14 protein-coding genes are annotated in these 15678 nt (G+C 72.1%); 1 reads left to right on the top strand and 13 read right to left on the bottom strand.

Annotation, left to right across the window (positions count from 1 at the left end):
* Nucleotides 1-114 precede the first annotated feature (114 nt).
* From K228_RS0119760 to K228_RS0119710, 11 genes are all read right to left on the bottom strand, one after another.
* Complete coding sequence (locus tag K228_RS0119760; protein WP_025619996.1) at nt 115-2466, bottom strand: hypothetical protein; 2352 nt, start codon at nt 2464-2466, stop codon at nt 115-117.
* Nucleotides 2466-3632 (bottom strand): glycosyltransferase family 4 protein, encoded by a 1167-nt coding sequence (locus K228_RS0119755; protein WP_025619995.1) that lies wholly within the window; start codon nt 3630-3632, stop codon nt 2466-2468. Before K228_RS0119755 ends, K228_RS0119760 begins: the two co-directional genes overlap by 1 nt.
* Nucleotides 3629-5332, bottom strand: coding sequence for a murein biosynthesis integral membrane protein MurJ (murJ, locus tag K228_RS0119750; protein ID WP_025619994.1), 1704 nt, complete (start codon nt 5330-5332; stop codon nt 3629-3631). Before murJ ends, K228_RS0119755 begins: the two co-directional genes overlap by 4 nt.
* A gap of 1 nt (nt 5333) precedes the next feature.
* Nucleotides 5334-6200 (bottom strand): hypothetical protein, encoded by an 867-nt coding sequence (locus K228_RS0119745; protein ID WP_025619993.1) that lies wholly within the window; start codon nt 6198-6200, stop codon nt 5334-5336.
* Nucleotides 6201-6249: 49 nt separating this feature from the next.
* Nucleotides 6250-7191, bottom strand: coding sequence for a copper transporter (locus K228_RS0119740; RefSeq protein ID WP_025619992.1), 942 nt, complete (start codon nt 7189-7191; stop codon nt 6250-6252).
* A 30-nt stretch (nt 7192-7221) separates the two neighbouring features.
* Entirely contained in the window at nt 7222-8400 is a 1179-nt protein-coding gene (gene steA, locus K228_RS0119735) for a putative cytokinetic ring protein SteA (protein ID WP_025619991.1), read from the bottom strand.
* 119 nt (nt 8401-8519) lie between these two features.
* On the bottom strand, nt 8520-10277 hold the full coding sequence (gene recN / locus K228_RS0119730) for a DNA repair protein RecN (RefSeq protein WP_025619990.1): 1758 nt from the start codon (nt 10275-10277) through the stop codon (nt 8520-8522).
* Nucleotides 10278-10347: 70 nt separating this feature from the next.
* Complete coding sequence (locus K228_RS0119725) at nt 10348-11274, bottom strand: NAD kinase (RefSeq protein ID WP_025619989.1); 927 nt, start codon at nt 11272-11274, stop codon at nt 10348-10350.
* 22 nt (nt 11275-11296) lie between these two features.
* Nucleotides 11297-12142: a TlyA family RNA methyltransferase gene (locus tag K228_RS0119720; RefSeq protein WP_025619988.1), complete on the bottom strand. Its 846-nt coding sequence runs from the start codon at nt 12140-12142 to the stop codon at nt 11297-11299.
* Nucleotides 12143-12159: 17 nt separating this feature from the next.
* Nucleotides 12160-12417: a hypothetical protein gene (locus K228_RS25895; protein WP_025619987.1), complete on the bottom strand. Its 258-nt coding sequence runs from the start codon at nt 12415-12417 to the stop codon at nt 12160-12162.
* Between the two features lie 40 nt (nt 12418-12457).
* Nucleotides 12458-13132, bottom strand: coding sequence for a phasin family protein (locus tag K228_RS0119710; protein ID WP_025619986.1), 675 nt, complete (start codon nt 13130-13132; stop codon nt 12458-12460).
* 109 nt (nt 13133-13241) lie between these two features.
* Here K228_RS0119710 and K228_RS0119705 point away from each other — a divergent pair, with 109 nt between their 5' ends.
* Nucleotides 13242-13589 (top strand): SCP2 sterol-binding domain-containing protein, encoded by a 348-nt coding sequence (locus tag K228_RS0119705; protein ID WP_025619985.1) that lies wholly within the window; start codon nt 13242-13244, stop codon nt 13587-13589.
* Nucleotides 13590-13627: 38 nt separating this feature from the next.
* Here K228_RS0119705 and K228_RS0119700 read toward each other — a convergent pair whose 3' ends face one another.
* Complete coding sequence (locus K228_RS0119700) at nt 13628-14650, bottom strand: HAD-IIA family hydrolase (protein WP_025619984.1); 1023 nt, start codon at nt 14648-14650, stop codon at nt 13628-13630.
* Nucleotides 14647-15480, bottom strand: a complete 834-nt coding sequence (locus K228_RS0119695; protein WP_025619983.1) for a tetratricopeptide repeat protein — start codon at nt 15478-15480, stop codon at nt 14647-14649. The genes K228_RS0119700 and K228_RS0119695 overlap by 4 nt, the downstream gene beginning before the upstream one ends.
* Nucleotides 15481-15678: the final 198 nt, after the last annotated feature.

Here is a 15678-nt window from a genome sequence, read left to right as displayed (position 1 = left end):
GACCGCCGTGCCGATCAGCAGAGTGATCACGCGATCCACGGGATTCCACGCTAACACCCCACCTGGTCCCGCCGCCCGGCGCACCCGCCAGCGGCATCACCTGACGCTGGCGGGTCAGACCGGCGTGACCTCGTCGGATGCGCGAGCCGTCGGGATCTTGCCGGCGGCCGGGCCGGCATCCCATCGGTCCACCGGTGCCGCACCGGCGTCGCCGCCCCGGGACGGCCCCGGATTGCCGGCCGAACTGACGCCTCCCGGTGGTGAGCCAGCCGGGCCGCCTTCGCCACCGGGGCCAACCGAGCGCCGGCCTCGATCTGGCGGACCGCCGGAGCCGGTCGAGCCCGCCGGGCCGCCGTCCCCGCCGGGCGTCGGGCTGGTCCGGTCGGTGGAGTGGTCCAGTACCCGCAGCGCGGCGAGGGCCGCCATCGGCACCACCACGGCGGTCGCTGCCCCGGCGACGTCCAGCGCCACCCCACCCAGCAGTCCGCCGAGCGCCGCCGCGACCGCGGTGCCGGTCATCGCTCCCCGAACCGCCGGATAGATGCCGAACAGCCGCCGCAGACCGCCCCATGGCTGCAGTAGAGCAAACCACACCAGAAGGACACCGGCCAGGGCCAGCACCGTCAGCGAGCTGCCAAAGAACGTCTCCAGGTTGGCGGTGCTGGCCCGGTGAATGATCAGCCCCCTGGTCCCGTCGCCGACCGCGGCCAGGAACCGGCCCAGGTCGCCTCGCTCGCCGGTCGGGCGGTCGAGGTCGACCAGGGCGAAACCGACGGTCACCGCCAGCCCAGCCATCGTCGCCCAGGCCAGGCGGGTGAGCGTCAACCAACCGCTGGCGCTGATCGCCGCGGCGAGGCTCACCCCGGCGGTCAATGCGACCGCGCCGGTGGAGTCGGCACCGAGGTAGGGGCTGCCGACCAGCACCACGGCGGCCCCACCGACGGCCACGATCACCACCGGTCGCCGGGAGCGACGAACCCGCTGGGCGAGCCAGCCGGCCAACAGCAGCGCTCCGGCCAGTAGCACCCCAAGCCCCACCGTGCCCAGGCCGACGAACCGGCCCCCGTCCACGGCGGAGTAGCCCACGACACCGTTGAGCTGAAGGTGGGCGCCGGTCAACAGGTCGGCACCCACCGTCAGCGTGGCCAGAAACGCCACCGCGCCCAGCGGCCCAAGGGTGCTCCCGTAGCCGGGCAGGAACCGGACGAGCGCCGTCGCGGTGCCGATCAACGCGAGGGTGACCCCGGCGAAGAACCACCCGGGGTGCGCACCACGCCACCACGGGACCAGGTCTGCCAGGAGCGCGGCCGGCAGGGTGAGCGCAGCCGCGACGAGCAGCAGCTCCACCACCGCGACGATCCGCCGGGAGACCGGCTGGGGACCGTACGGGCCGGCGTGCCGTCGAGCGCGGCGCAGCAGCGGTAGCACGGCCACCCCGAGGAGGATCTGCGCGGCGGCGAGCAACCCGAAGAACCAGCCGGCGACGCGGCGCTGTGCTGCGGCCTCCCGGTCGGCGTCCACCGGGCCGGCGATCGCGGTGGCGAGGTCGGCAGGCCGGCCACCGACAGACTCGGCGGCCCGCCCCAGAAACGGATGCTCGGGCAGTGGCCGACCCAGGGCGGTCAAGGCGGTCGGTGCCAGGTCAACCAGTTGCAGGTAGCCAGGACGGTCGGTGGTCGGCGAGGTCAGCCAGCCCCGTTCCCAGCCGGCGCCGTCGGCGACCGCGACGTGCAGCCGAGACGGCTCCTCGGTGTCCGCCACCCCGGCGACGATGACCAGGGAGTGGGGCGGGCGGGCGGCCAGTACCCGGGCCAGTCGCGCGTCGGCCGCGCGGGCCGCAGCCGCCCGGTCCGCCGGATCCGCACCTTCGACGGCGCCGAGATCGACGATGCTGAGTACGCACGAGCGCAGGAGGCCGGTCGGGTCCGCCGGCAGTTCCGGCGCGTACCGGTCCACCCGGCCGAACGGCCGGGCGGCGGCCACCGCCGCGCCCGGTCCCACCGCCACCGAGCAGCGCACCGACTCCGACAGCGAACCCGGCACGGTCCCCCAGGAGAGCCGTTCCTGGTTCGACAGGACGGCACCCTCCTGGTCCGGCAGGTTCGCACCGATTCCGTCCGGCCGCTCCACGATGACGTCGGTGGGCGGGCAGGTGCCCTCCGGCCGCTCACCTGGCCAGGCGGCGAAGCTGCCCGCCCCCAGGGTCAGCCAGCCGTCCACCGGGCAGGTGGGCCGGTGGGCGGAGCGCGCCGCCAATGACCCGATCGAGCCCTCCTGCGCCAACCGCCACAGCGTCGGTGTCGTCTGCGCGTCCACGTCTTCCCACCGCAGCCCGGCGACCCCGGCCAGGACCACGAAATCGGCGGTCCGCTCCGGGGAGCGGACCACCGGCCGGGCGGCCAGCGCGGCCACGCCGAGCGCCACGACGAGCAGGGTCAGCAGGGCGGGAGTGAGTCGGCGCAGCATTACCGCTGTCCCGTCGACGGTGCACCAGCGTCCGGGGGGGTCGGGCCGGCCACGTCCGGGGACAGCTCGGCGTAGAGGGCGGCGAGTTGGGCGCAGGTCTCCGCCTCGGTCGGCCAGGTCGACGCTTGCGCCCGGGCCCGCTGGCCCAACTCGGCTCGCCGGGCCGGGTCACCCAACAAACCACCGACGGCGGTGTCAACCGCGTCGACATCACCCGGCGGGACCAGGATGGCCGCATCGTCGACCAACTCCGGCAGGCCGCCGACCGCGGTCGCCACCAGCGGCACACCGACCCGCAGCGCCTCCTGCGCGAACAGCTGCCGGGCCTCCCAGTCACTGGTGACCACGGCAATGTCGGCACCGGCCAGCAGGTCGGCCACGTCAGTTCGGTGCCCGAGCAGGGTCACCGGCGCCCGGGCAGCCGAGATCCGGGCCGCCAGTTGCAGGTACGCCGGTCCGCTGCCGGCGATCACCACGGCCGGCAGCGGGTCGCGGGTCCGCCACCGGGCAGCGGCGTCAACCAGGAGGTCGTACCGCTTCTGGGGATGTAGGCGACCAACCGACAGAATCAGCGGCTGGTCGTCGCCGACGCCGAACTCGGCGCGGACCGCCTCGCGGCGGCGGTGCGGGTCAGGCAGCGGCGGCGCGGCGACCGGGGCGAACCGGGCGTCCGGCGCGCCCAACGCGGTGGCTCGCGCGACCAGGTCGGCCGAGGCGCCGAGGGTCACCTGGGCACCACGGGCAACAACCCGCTCGACCAGGCGTGACGCGCTGCCACGCAGGCCACCGCTGAGGACGGCGTTGTGCCAGGTGACCACCAGCGGGGCAGCCGGTCGGGCGACGACGGCGACCAGACCGGCGCGTAGCCCGTGCGCGTGCACCACGGCGACCGGCTCGGCGGCGAGGGCCCCGCGAAACGCGGTCACTGCCCGCAGGTCGGCGGGGGTCGGGCTGGCCGGGATCTCCACCGCCCGGAAGCGGGCGCCGACACCGGTGAAATTGAACTGCTCTTCGGTCGCGGCTGGGCCACAGACCAGCACCGCGATGCCGGCGCTGGTCAGCCCGGCGGCCAACGACCGGACGTGCTGCCCCACACCGCCGGTGCTGGAGGCGAGCAGCAGGGCGATCGTGCCGCCCCGGCCGGCCCGCGGGGTCGGTTCCGTCACCGGGACACCGTCTCCTTCCCGTCGCCCCGCTCCGGGGGGACGCCGTCCTTCCGCTGCCCGCCGGCTGAGGTGGACGACCGCCTCCCGCGGGTCAACCCGAGTCGTTGCAGCGCTCCGACGAGCAGTGGTCGTACGTCCGGTCGGTCCAGTATCCAGACCACTGCGAGGAACACGACACCGACCACGACACCGGACAGCATGCCCTGTACGAGGGCCACCGGTGCGCCCGGGGTGCCGTCGGTGGCCGCCAGCAGTGACCGCGCCACCGCCCAACCCGCCAGCGCCGCCAGCCCTCCGCCGAGCAGGCCGGATGTCCCGGCACGGCCGATTCCGGCGAGCGCGGTGGCGCCGGCGGTCCGTCGGACGGCGAGCACCAGCAGGGCACCGAGCACCGCCATCCCCACCGAATTCGCCAGGGTGACCGCCGGAACCCGGTCCCGCAGCGGCAGCGCGGCGCTGAGTAGCAACGCGGCGGCGGGCACCGCGAGAAAGCCGACGGTGATCGCGCCGGTGGCCGCCCGTGCCTGTCCCCGCGCATAGAGGGCGCGGCTCAGCACGGCAAAGAGCCCGTAGCCAACCAGGCCGGGCGCGAAGCCGGCGATCCCGGCAGCGGCGGTCGCCGCCGCGCCGCCGACGAGGAAGAAGTGCCCAACCGGCATGGCCGTACCGACCAGGACGGCCGCACCGAGGCAGCTCAGCAGCAGCACGCCCCGGGTGGCCGGGGCCAGCGTCGCCCGGTACGCCGCCTCGTCCCCGACGGACCCGGCGGCGGCCAGGCTCGGATAGGCGGCTACCGCCAGTGGCACCGCCAGCACCGCCCACGGCAGCAGGTAGACCGTCTGGGCGAGTTGGAACGCGCCGAGGTTGCTGACCGCACCGTAGGAGACCTGGTTGAGGCTCACCACGAGGGCTATCTGCTGCGCGGTCACCGTCACCGCGCCGGCCACCGCGAGTCCACCGACCCGGGTACGGGCGTCGGCGGGGAAGCGGAAGCCGAGCACCGGCGCGTACCCCAGTCGGCGGAACGGGATCAGCAGCGACAAGGAGAGCACCGCCACTCCGGCGGTCGTTCCCACCGACAGCAGCAGTTCCCCGCCGCGGCTGACGCCCGCCACACTGGCCAGCCGCCCCTCTGCGACGGTGAAGCCCACGTAGACCGCGATGACAGTAAGGCTGGACAGCAGTGGGGCGATCACCGGCCAGGCGAACCGGCGGTGCGCCTGGAGAACCCCGGTGAGCACGATGCCGACCCCGTACAGCGGCAGCTGCGGGGCGAACACCCGCAGCATCCGCTCGCCGCTGGCCTGCTGGGCGGGGTCGAGTCCGCCGCCCAGCAGCTCCACGATCGGGCCGGCCAGCAGCGCCACCGCCAGCGCGAGTGGCACCAGCAGGGTCAGCACCCAGGTGAGCAACGCCCCGGTGGTCCGAGCAACCACTCCCCGGTCCGCCGCCGCCACCGGAGCGGCCAGCAGTGGCACGACCAGGCTGGCGAGGGCACCGCCGGCGACCATCTCGAAGATCACGTTCGGAGCGGCGTTCGCCACCACATACGTGGCACCAAGATCGGTCGGCGCGAGCGTCCAGGTGAACACGGCGGTACGACCGAATCCGGCGAGCCGACTGACCACGGTGAGTACGGCGATCAGCGCGGCGGCCCCGGCTACTCGGCCGGCGGCGGCGTACGGGGCCGGTTTCGTCACGTCAGTCGGCGCGGCGGCCCAGCGCGTCCAGCTCGCGCAGCACCGGGGTCTGCTGGATGACCTGAGTGAAGCTGATCCGCTCGCTGGCGGCGGTGAGCCCGGCGAGGACGGCGAGCAGGGCGGCCCGGCCGGCTGGCCCGGTGCGAGCCGCGAGCGTGACGCCGATCAGCGCGCCGAGTGCGTTGGCGCCGCTGTCGCCGAGCATCACCTCCTCGTCGAGGTCTGCGGGAAGCAGCCCGGCGGCGGCGCCGGCAGCACCGGCGACGATCCCGCCGTGCGGGCTGGCCACCAGCGGCGCGCCGAGCAGCAGCCCGGACTTCACCGCCCGTCCCGGCCGCAGGTCGAGCAGGTTGATCAGGTTGGCGGTGCCGGCGATCACGCCCGCACCGAGGAGGACGTCCACGCCCCGGCCGACCGCGCCCTGCCGCTGCCGACGCGGATGTCGGGCGACGGCCGGGTCACCGGCGAGCAGCCCGGCGGCGGCCAGCCCCGCCGCACCCACACCGACGACCTTGACCAGGCCGGCGGTGATCCGACCCTCGCGTAGCGCGGCGAGGTGCCCGGCGAATCCCTTGGCGGCCCTCTGCTCCGGCCGCGCACCGACCACGTCGTCGTAGAGCCCCACCGTCCCGGCGCCGAGGCCGGCGACCAGGGCAGCTCCACCGGCAGCGGCACCCGGTGCGCCAGCGGCACCGGCGACGGCGGCACCGGCGGCAAGCGCCGGCCCGGCCGCGAGCGTCACCGACCGACCCCGAAAGTTCGTCCGCTCCAACGCTGGGCCCGCCGGTGAGGTCCGTACCCCACGCAACGCGTACCGGGCGACGGCGGCGCCGGCACCCGCGACGACGAGTCGACCAAACCACCTCACGCCGACTCCCTCCGGTTGGCGGGCCAGGACCTGATGTTGATCGTCACGATCATTGGGGCAGTCTAGGAACCACCGACGCGGCGTTGTCGCCGACACCGTAGTGACCCGCCTTATCCTCGTTGACCTGCTGCACCAGGGCGAGCGCGGTGACCAGCTGCCCCTGGACGGTGTTGGCGTTGTCGACCGTGGAGATCTCCCCGGCCAGCACCGCGTCGCCCCGGACGAAGGCCACCAGGTTCCCGCCTTCCGAGCCGTTGCCGCCGACCACGGTCGCGCCGGTCCGATCGAACTGCTCAGTGACCTTCACCACCGACTCGTCCTTCTTCGAGGAGTCCTTGTCCGAGTACGGCGGGCCGCTGACGATCATGACCGCCTCCGCCGACTGGGTGAGCCGCTCGGAGGTGGTGAGATAGTTGGCGTTGGTGTAGGCGGCCAGCACGGCCCGCCGGTCGGCCTCGCTGATCGGCGTCGCCCCCGGCGCCCCGTCCAGCAGCACCGTGGCCAGCAGAGCGCTGGAGGTCTCCACGCCGTGCCCATTGCCGGGCAGGTTGGTGGTCGGCGCGTTGGTGGGACGGGCCGCGGTGACCGCCAGTTCCAACAAGTCGTTGTTGTTCTCCGGGTTGATGAACTTGTCCTGCAGGTCGACCCGGCCGACCACGTCGGCGTTGCCGAGCTGGAGCATCTTGACCACGCCATCGGTGTGTTTGCGCCCCGTCGGCAGGCTGAGCACCAGCACCCGCTTGCCGGTGAGCCGGCCCGGCAGAGCCACTGCGGCCAACTCGGCGGCGAAATCATCCTCGCGGTTCAACTCCTCCTCGAGGTTGTTGACCTCCTGACGCCACACCTGGTTGTCTTTCCGCAGCTCGTTGACGTTGTCATTGAGGGCGTCCGCCACCGGCCCGTTGAGCGCGGTGGTGCCAACCACCAGGCCGATCGCCAGCGCCAGGAAGACCGCGGTCAGGGACACCACGTGGTACCGGAAGTTGATCACACCTGCAGCCTCTTTGTCGGGTGGACGGCGTCAGAAGAGCCGTTCCAGCTGGAACACAAAATTGTTCCACCACTCGGAGACCACACCCAGGTACGCCTTGCCGACGGTGGAGACCGCCACGGCCGAGGCCATCGCGGCAATCGCGGACAGCACCAGCAGCAGCAGTGAGGATCCGGAGATGCTATGCCGGTAGAGCCGACTCACACCCTTGGCGTCGACCAGCTTGCCGCCGACCTTCAGCCGGGTGAGGAAGGTCGACGCCATTCCGCCCCGCCCCTTGTCCAGGAACTCGACGAGCGTGGCGTGCGTGCCGACCGCCACCAGGAGCGAGGCGCCCTTCTCGTCGGCGAGCAGCATCGCCAGGTCTTCGCTGGTGGCTGCGGCGGGAAAGGTGACCGCCGGGACCCCGAGGCCATTGACCCGGGCCAGCCCGGGTGCCCGTCCGTCCGGGTAGGCGTGCACCACGACCTCGGCGCCGCACCGCAGCACGTCGTCGGTCACCGAATCCATGTCACCGATGATCATGTCGGGTGGATAGCCGGCCTCGACCAGGGCGTCCGCCCCGCCGTCAACGCCGATGAGTACCGGCTTGAACTCCCGAATATACGGGCGCAGCACATCCAGGTCGGCCTTGTAGTCGTAGCCACGCACCACGATCAGACAGTGCCGGCCCTGAATCTCGGTGCGGATGTCCGGAACACCCACCCCGTAGAGCAGCAGGTCCCGCTCCTGCTTCAGGTAGACCATGGTGTTTGCCGCGAACGCCTCCAGCTGGACCGAAAGCCCCTCCCGGGCATCGGCCATCGCCTTCCCGATAGTCTCCGCATCCTGCAGATCACCGTGGGCCACCGGCTCTTCGCCCAGATAGACCGTGTTGCCCTCGATCCGGACGGTGTCGCCCTCCTGGATCCGTTCGAAGACACCCTCGCCCAGGTCGTCCAGGAGCGGGATACCGGCCTCGATCAGCACTTCGGGGCCAAGGTTGGGATAGCGGCCCGAAACCGACGGCTTGGCGTTGAGGACCGCCCCGACACCGACCGCGACCAGCGAATCGGCGGCAACCCGGTCCAGGTCGACGTGGTCAATCACCGCGACGTCGCCGGGACGAAGCCGACCAACCAGACGTTTGGTCCGACGGTCCAGGCGGGCAGTGCCGCCGGCCCGGCCCGGCTCGGCGGGTCGGGTCCAACGCAACGTGGGTAGACGCATCGTAACCATCCTGGCATGTGAAGCGGACGACCTTCACGCGACATGCCTGCGCGGGGCCGCCAGTCCAGAGAAGCACACTACGGTCCGGAACCGCGTGCCGGTGGCGCTACCGACCCGTGTTACGCCCGCCGCTCCCGCGCGGCCACGGCCAACAACTCCTCGGCGTGCGCGATTCCCAGGTCCGAATCCGGCAAGCCGGCAAGCATACGGGCGAGTTCCCGCGCCCGTTCGGTGTCCTCGACCACCCGCACGCCACTGGTCGTCACCGCACCGCCGGTGTCCTTCACCACCACCAGGTGTCGGTCGGCGAACGCAGCGACCTGGGGCAGGTGGGTGACGACGAGCACTTGATGGCTGCGAGCCAGCCGGGCCAGTCGCCGGCCGATCTCCACCGCGGCCTGGCCACCAACCCCAGCGTCAACCTCGTCGAAAACAAGCGTCGGCGGGCCGCCCGAGCCGGCGAAGACCACCTCGATGGCGAGCATCACCCGGGACAGCTCACCGCCGGAGGCGCCCCGCTGCAGCGGCAGTGCCGGCGCACCCGGATGTGCCAACAGGCGCAGCTCCACCTCATCGCCGCCGTCCGGCCCGATCCCGACCTCGACGCCGTTGACCGAAAGGCCGGGCTCAGATTTCCCCACCGGGCGGGGCAGCACCCCCACCTCGACCCGCGAGTGCGGCATGGCCAACCCGGCCAGCTCAGTGGTGACCTGGGCAGCAAACCGGGTCGCTGCCTCCTGCCGCGCCACCGACACCCGACCCGCCAGCTCGGCCACCTCGCCGGCCAGCCGCGACACCTCCCGGTCCAACTCGTCGAGGAGCTCGTCCGAGGACTCCAGATCGGACAGTTGGGCCCGGGCCCGCTCAGCCCAGGCGATCACCCCGTCGGTGTCGTCGGCGTACTTACGGGTCAGCGCACGTAACGCGACCCGCCGCTCGTAGACAGCCTGTAACCGCGCCGGATCAGCGTCGAGTCCCGCCAGGTACGTCGACAACTCCGCGGAAACATCCGCGACCAGGGTCGCCGCCTCCTCCAAGCGCGTCGCCAACTCCCCCAGGACGGGGTCGGTGCTCGACTGCCCGTCCAAGGTACGGCGGGCGGTGCCGAGTAGCGTCGTGACATCGGGGGTGTCCTCGGCGGCCTCCATCCCCCCGGCCACGCACTGCTGGGCCAGCCGCGCCGCCGTCCGCAACCCCTCGGCGTGCTCCAGCCGCCGCGCCTCCGCCTTGAGCTCGTCGTCCTCGCCCGGCTGCGGATCAACCCGGGTGATCTCGTCGAGCCCGAGGCGCAGCAGGTCGGCCTCCCGATTCCGCTCCCGCGCGTTTCGACGCCGGCTGGCCAGGTCGTCCACCACCGACCGCCACCGGGTATACACCTCGCGCAGCGCGTCGAGCAGCTTCTCGTGCTCCGGACCGGCGAACCGGTCAAGCGCGGCGCGCTGCTCGGCCGGGCGCAGCAACCGCAGTTGGTCGGACTGCCCGTGCACCGCGAGCACCTGCTCACCCACCTCGGCGAGCATCGACACCGGCATGCTCCGGCCGCCGAGGTGGGCACGAGAACGGCCCTCTGTGGTGACGGTGCGGCTGAGCAACACCGAACCGTCCTCATCCGGCTCACCGCCCGCGTCAATGATCCGAGCGGATACGGTCTCGGCCACCCTTCCGGCCAGCCGTAGTCGACCCTCGACCACCGCGCGGCCGGGCTCGGCCCGCACCCGCCCGGCGTCGGCGCGCCCGCCAAAGAGCAGGCCGAGACCGGTCACCACCATGGTCTTTCCCGCACCGGTCTCACCAGTGATCACGTTCATACCGCCGGTCAACGGCAGCGTCGTGTCCTCGATGACACCCAGTCCGGTGATGCGTAGCTCTTCCAGCACAGCACCCGACAGTAGACGCGGTGCCCGACGCTTGACCAGCCGACAGCCGCAGGTGTCGGCGTCGGCCAGCTCAGTGTCGGCTGCCCCGCCAGCCCTGCACCGGCAGATCAAACTTGGCCACCAGCCGGTCGGTGAACGGCCGGGCCGTCAGCTGCACGATCCGCACCGGCAAGGCCCCGCGCCGCACCGTCACCCGTGCGCCCGGCGGAAGGTCATACACCCGCCGCCCGTCACAGCAGAGCACCGCGAGACTGGTAAAGGGGTCTACGGTGATGACGAAGGTGGACGTCGGCGCGGTGACCAGCGGCCTGCTGAAAAGCGCGTGCGCGCTGATCGGCACCAGCAACAGGGCCTCCACCTCGGGCCACACGACCGGACCACCGCCGGAGAACGCATAGGCCGTGGAGCCGGTGGGAGTGGCGCAGACGACTCCGTCACAGCCATAGCGGGACAGCGGCCGCCCATCAACGTCAACGAGGAGCTCGAGCATCTGGGCCCGCTCCCCCTTCTCGACGCTGATCTCGTTCAACGCCCAGGACTCGATCGTCGGTCCACCCTCGAACTCGGCCGTCACGTCCAGCGTGAGCCGTTCATCCACCGTGTAGTTACGGTCCACCACGTCCCGGACCACCGAGTCCAGATCGTCGATCTCCGCCTCGGCGAGAAAGCCGACCTTGCCGAGGTTGATCCCGAGTAGTGGCACCTTCGCCGGCCGGGCCAGCTCGGCAGCCCGCAGAAACGTACCGTCCCCACCCAACGCGAAGACGATCTCAGCGCCCTCCGCGGCTTCCGGACCAGTCACCGGGACCACCCCGGGAAGGTCGAGATCCTCGGCCTCCTCGGCGAGAACACGAATAACGAAGCCGGCCGCGATCAAATCCCCGGCCACCGCCCGTGCGTGCTCGGTGCTGCGCCGTCGCCCGGTGTGCGTCACCAGCAGCGCGGTCCGGTTCACCACGCCCGCCGTACCGTCCGGGGCCCGTCGTCGGCCCCGCAGGCCCTCCGGCTCACCCGCCCACTCACCCCGCTACCTCCTCCGTCGCCGCGCCGGACCGACCGCCGGTGGCCCCGGCCGTCACCACCGCCCGCACCCGCTCCGGTTCGGCCGCGGGCGCGTCCCGGCGTAACCATACGAAGAACTCGACGTTCCCGCTGGGCCCCGGCAACGGGCTGGCACAGACATCAGCGAGACCCAACCCGAGCTGGGCCGCCGCAGCGGCCACATCCAGCACCGCCTCGGCCCGCAACGCTGGATCACGCACCACACCCCCGGCGCCGACCCGATCACGCCCCACCTCGAACTGCGGTTTCACCATCAACGCCAGATCACCGCTCGGTCGGGTACAGGCTGCCAGGGCCGGCAACACCAGCCGCAGGGAGATGAACGACAGGTCGGCGACGGTAAGGTCAACCGGACCATCGATGGCCGCCGGGGTGAGGGTGCGCACGTTGGTCCGCTCGAAGACGCGTACCCGCTCGTCGTTGCGCAGTGGCCAGGCGAGCTGCCCGTACCCGACATCAACAGCCACCACCTCGGCCACGTCGGCGCGCAGCAGCACGTCGGTGAACCCGCCCGTGGAGGCACCGGCGTCGAGGCAGCGCCGCCCGGCGACGGTCAGCCCAGCCGGGCCGAAGGAGGCCAGGGCACCAGCCAGCTTGTGCCCGCCCCGCGAGACGTACTCCGAGGCCGGATCCGCCCCGGTGACCAGCAGCGGATCGGCGGGGTCAACGAGCGCGGCAACCTTACGGGCCGGGACTCCACGTAGCTGAACGCGGCCAGCCTCCACCAAGGCGGCGGCCTGCTCGCGCGAGCGGGCCAAGCCGCGGCGGACGAGTTCCGCGTCCAACCGGGTACGACGTGCCATACCTGCTTCTCCGGCTCTTAGGACTGGTCAATGCTGGCGAGTGTTTCCCGCAGCGTTTCGTATGCCGCCTCGTACTGCGCGATCTGGTCCGCCAGGGGTAGTCCGGCGGCGTTGACCATCGCCTGCACGGCGGCGTCAACCGCCGGGTTCGGCGCCGCCGTCTCGCCTCCGGCTGTCCCGGCGGCAAGCCCAACCGGTGCGGCTGGTCGCGGTGCCCCCGGCCCACCAGCTGGAGAAAGGCCCTGCGCCGGACCGGGGCGGGGCAGGCCGGTCACGGCCGCCCTCCAGCAGAGCCCGACCGGCGGTGGACGGCGCTCACTCCGGGCCGCCCGGCCGCTGCCTACCCGGCGCTTTCTTCGCCGACCGCGGTGCCGCTGACAGCTCCGTTGCCGGCCGGTCGGCCCCGGGCTTCCCTGACGCCGTCTTCTTCGCGACGGTCTCCGTCGCGACCGTCTTCCTCGCGACCGTCTTCCTCGCGACCGTCTCCTTCGTGACCGTCTTCTTCGCGACGGTCTTCTTCGCCGGGCTGGGCGCGGTCACGGTGCGTCCGGACGAAGGGGCCTCCGCCGCGGCAGGCGCAGCAGCCAGCGGTGACAACGCCGGCTCCGCAGCGCCACCCGGCGCGGTCGATCGATCTGCATCCACGTCCGCCACGGTACCGCTGGCAGCGAGCGCCGCCGGCGATCCGTTTGGTGTCTCCCGAAGCTGCCGCTCCAACTCGCGCACCCGCCGGGTCAGCTCGGTCACCTCGTCGGCGGTGGCGAGGCCGACAGCGCCGAGCGCCCGTTCGACCTCGAACCGGACGAGTTTGGTCAACGCCTCCCGGTTGGCTGCACTGGTGGAGACCAATTCCTCGGCAAGCGCCTGAAGCTGGACCGCGGTGGCGCCGCCAGCGCCGACCAGCCGCCGCGCCGTCTCCTGGGCCTTCCTCCGAGGCGCCTCCGTCAGGCCCATGGCCAACGCAAGGTAGGAGCGCCACGCGTCCTGCATGCCTGTGTCCTTCCGCGAGAGGGGATGTGCGGTCCTCACGCTACCGGCGTGGCCAGGCCACCCGTGCGGTACGGTGCCGGAGAGTGGTGTGGCGAGTTGTGGAGGCGATGTGGCTAGCGTTGACGAGTGCCGGCAGGCGCTGCGGGACCTCGCTGCTCGGCTGAACGGCAACGCCGAGGCGGTGCGCGAGCACGTCGGCCTGGACCGGACGCTGGCCTGCCGCATCACCGACCTGGACGCCGCGTTCCACGGCCGGCTCACCGACGGCCAGCTGACCGACCTCGCCGACGGTGATGACCCGAAGGCCAAGATCGCCCTAAGCACCACCAGCGAGGACCTCCTCGCCCTGGTCCGCGGGGAACTGGAGATCACCCGTGCGGTGGCATCCAGACGGGTGTCCATCAAAGCCAACCCGTTCGACTTGATCAAGCTTCGCAAGCTGCTCGGGGTGAGCTGAGCGCGACCCTGTTCACCGCGCCCTCGTGCCGGAGCTACTTAACCGGACAACAGGCCGAACGTCGCGAGCGCCCGCTCAGCCGCCGAGGAGACCGCCCGCACCGGGGATGACCGCGCCGTGGACCACGCCGCCGCGCAGAGCGCCGGCAACGCATCCAGCGGGCGTCCCGCACCAGACAGCTCCAGCCGGCCGTCACGAACCGCCGCGGACCACCCATCGGCCTCCGCCGGACCCGGCACCCGCACCACCGCGGCCGGCTCGAAGAGCCCCGCCAGGTCCACTGACACATACGTCGGCCGATGCTCCGGCGCGGCAGCCAGCAGCTCGGCCACGTCGCTGACACCAGTCAACACCAACAAGCTGTCCAGCCCCGCTCGGACCGCGCCCTCGATGTCGGTGTCCAAGCGGTCGCCGACGACCAGGGAACGCCTCCCGCCGGCCCGGCGGGAGGCCGCGACGAAGAGCTCCGGCGCCGGCTTACCCACGACCAGGTCCGGATCCCGACCGAGGGCAATCCGCACCGCGGCGACCAAGGCACCGTTACCGGGTAATGGACCACGCTTACTAGGCAACGTGCGGTCGGTGTTGGTAGCGATCCAGGTCGCCCCACCCCGAATCGCCGCCGTTGCCTCAGCCAGATCAGCCCAGCCGACCTGCGGACCATAACCCTGAACCACCGCGACCGGCCCATCCTCGGCCCGCTCGACCGGGGTAAGCCCAGCGACGCGGATCTCGGCACGCAGCGCCTCCGCCCCCACGACCAGGATCTGTGTCCCCGCCGGATGCCGCTCGCGGAGCAACTGCGCGGTGGCGGCCGCGGAGGTCAGCACCTCCTCCGGGCGGGCAGCGATGCCCATACCGGTGAGCAGGTCGGCAACCTCACTGGACCGACGAGACGCGTTGTTCGTGGCGTACGCGACCGCCCGCTCTTCGGCATGCAGCTGGCGCACCGCCTCGATCGCCCCGGGGATCGGCTGGTCAACCAGGTAAATCACCCCGTCCAGGTCAAAGATGACCAGGGCATACCCATCAACCAGCCGACTTCCCCCGGTCAGCGTCACTTCCCGGTACCCGCCTCATCGCCGTCAACCGGACTTTCCGAGTCGCCACCGGAGCGCTGCGCACTGAGGCCGCTCGGGTCACCAGCACCGTCATCCGGGGTGTCGCCAGCACCGTCGTCGGAGGCGTCTTGGGCCCCGGTCGACTCAGCATCGGGCGCGTCCCCGGCAACGGGTTCAGCATCCGGCTCCTCCGACCCAGCGCCGAGGGCATCTGGGCCGGCGGTGACGTCCTCGACCTCGTCCTCGTCGTCGCCCTCGATCATCACCCCGTCGAGCTCCAACAGGCGCTCGGCCGCGTCGGTCACTCCGTCAGCGTCAACCTCCGCCGCACGGGAGAACCACTCTCGGGCCTCCTCACGCCGGCCCACCGCGAGCAGCGCATCCGCGTACGCATACCGCAGCCGTACGGTCCAGGGCTCCGCCGCCTCCCCGGTCAGCTCCGGCACCTGGAGCATCGCCACTGCGGCATCCTTCTGGCCCAGGTCGCCCCGTGCGCCAGCAGCAACGATCAGCAGTTCCCCAGCGACCGCGCGGTCAAGCCCCTTCCGGTCTGCTCCCCGGTACAGATCAATCGCCCGCTCCGGACGGCCGAGCGCCCGCTCGCAGTCAGCGAGCACCGCAAGGTGACTCTGCAGGCCGGTCATCCGGTGGTACGTCCGCAGTTCGGCGACCGCCATCTGCCATTCACCAGCGTGGTACGCGGCCAGGCCGACTGCCTCACGGACGGCAGCGATACGGGCGGCGAGCCGCCGGGCTGCAAGGGCATGCGCCAGCGCCTCAGCTGGGTCCTCGTCAATCAGCTGCCCGACTGCAACCAGGTGTCGGGCCACCTTCTCGGCGGTCGGCTTGGCCAGGGCGAGCAGTTCGGCACGAACGTCTTTGTCCAGGTCGGTGGCGACGATCTCCTCAGGAAGCTCCGGTCCTACCGGGGCGTCAGGCTCAGGCCGGCGCTCCGCACGACGGTCGCGCCCCCGATAGTCACCCTCACGGCGCTCACCACCGCGGAAGCCATCACGGTCACCACCGCG

It is taken from the genome of Salinispora cortesiana, assembly GCF_000484695.1.
GTDB classification, from domain to species: domain Bacteria; phylum Actinomycetota; class Actinomycetes; order Mycobacteriales; family Micromonosporaceae; genus Micromonospora; species Micromonospora cortesiana.
This window is presented reverse-complemented; position numbering and strand designations above follow the sequence as displayed.

Bases quoted from the DNA above. Each gene is read 5' to 3' on its own strand.
- K228_RS0119760 (WP_025619996.1), bottom strand. From the start codon at position 2,466: ATGCTGCGCCGACTCACTCCCGCCCTGCTGACCCTGCTCGTCGTGGCG.
- steA (WP_025619991.1), bottom strand. From the start codon at position 8,400: ATGCGTCTACCCACGTTGCGTTGGACCCGACCCGCCGAGCCGGGCCGG.
- K228_RS0119720 (WP_025619988.1), bottom strand. From the start codon at position 12,142: ATGGCACGTCGTACCCGGTTGGACGCGGAACTCGTCCGCCGCGGCTTG.
- K228_RS0119710 (WP_025619986.1), bottom strand. From the start codon at position 13,132: ATGCAGGACGCGTGGCGCTCCTACCTTGCGTTGGCCATGGGCCTGACG.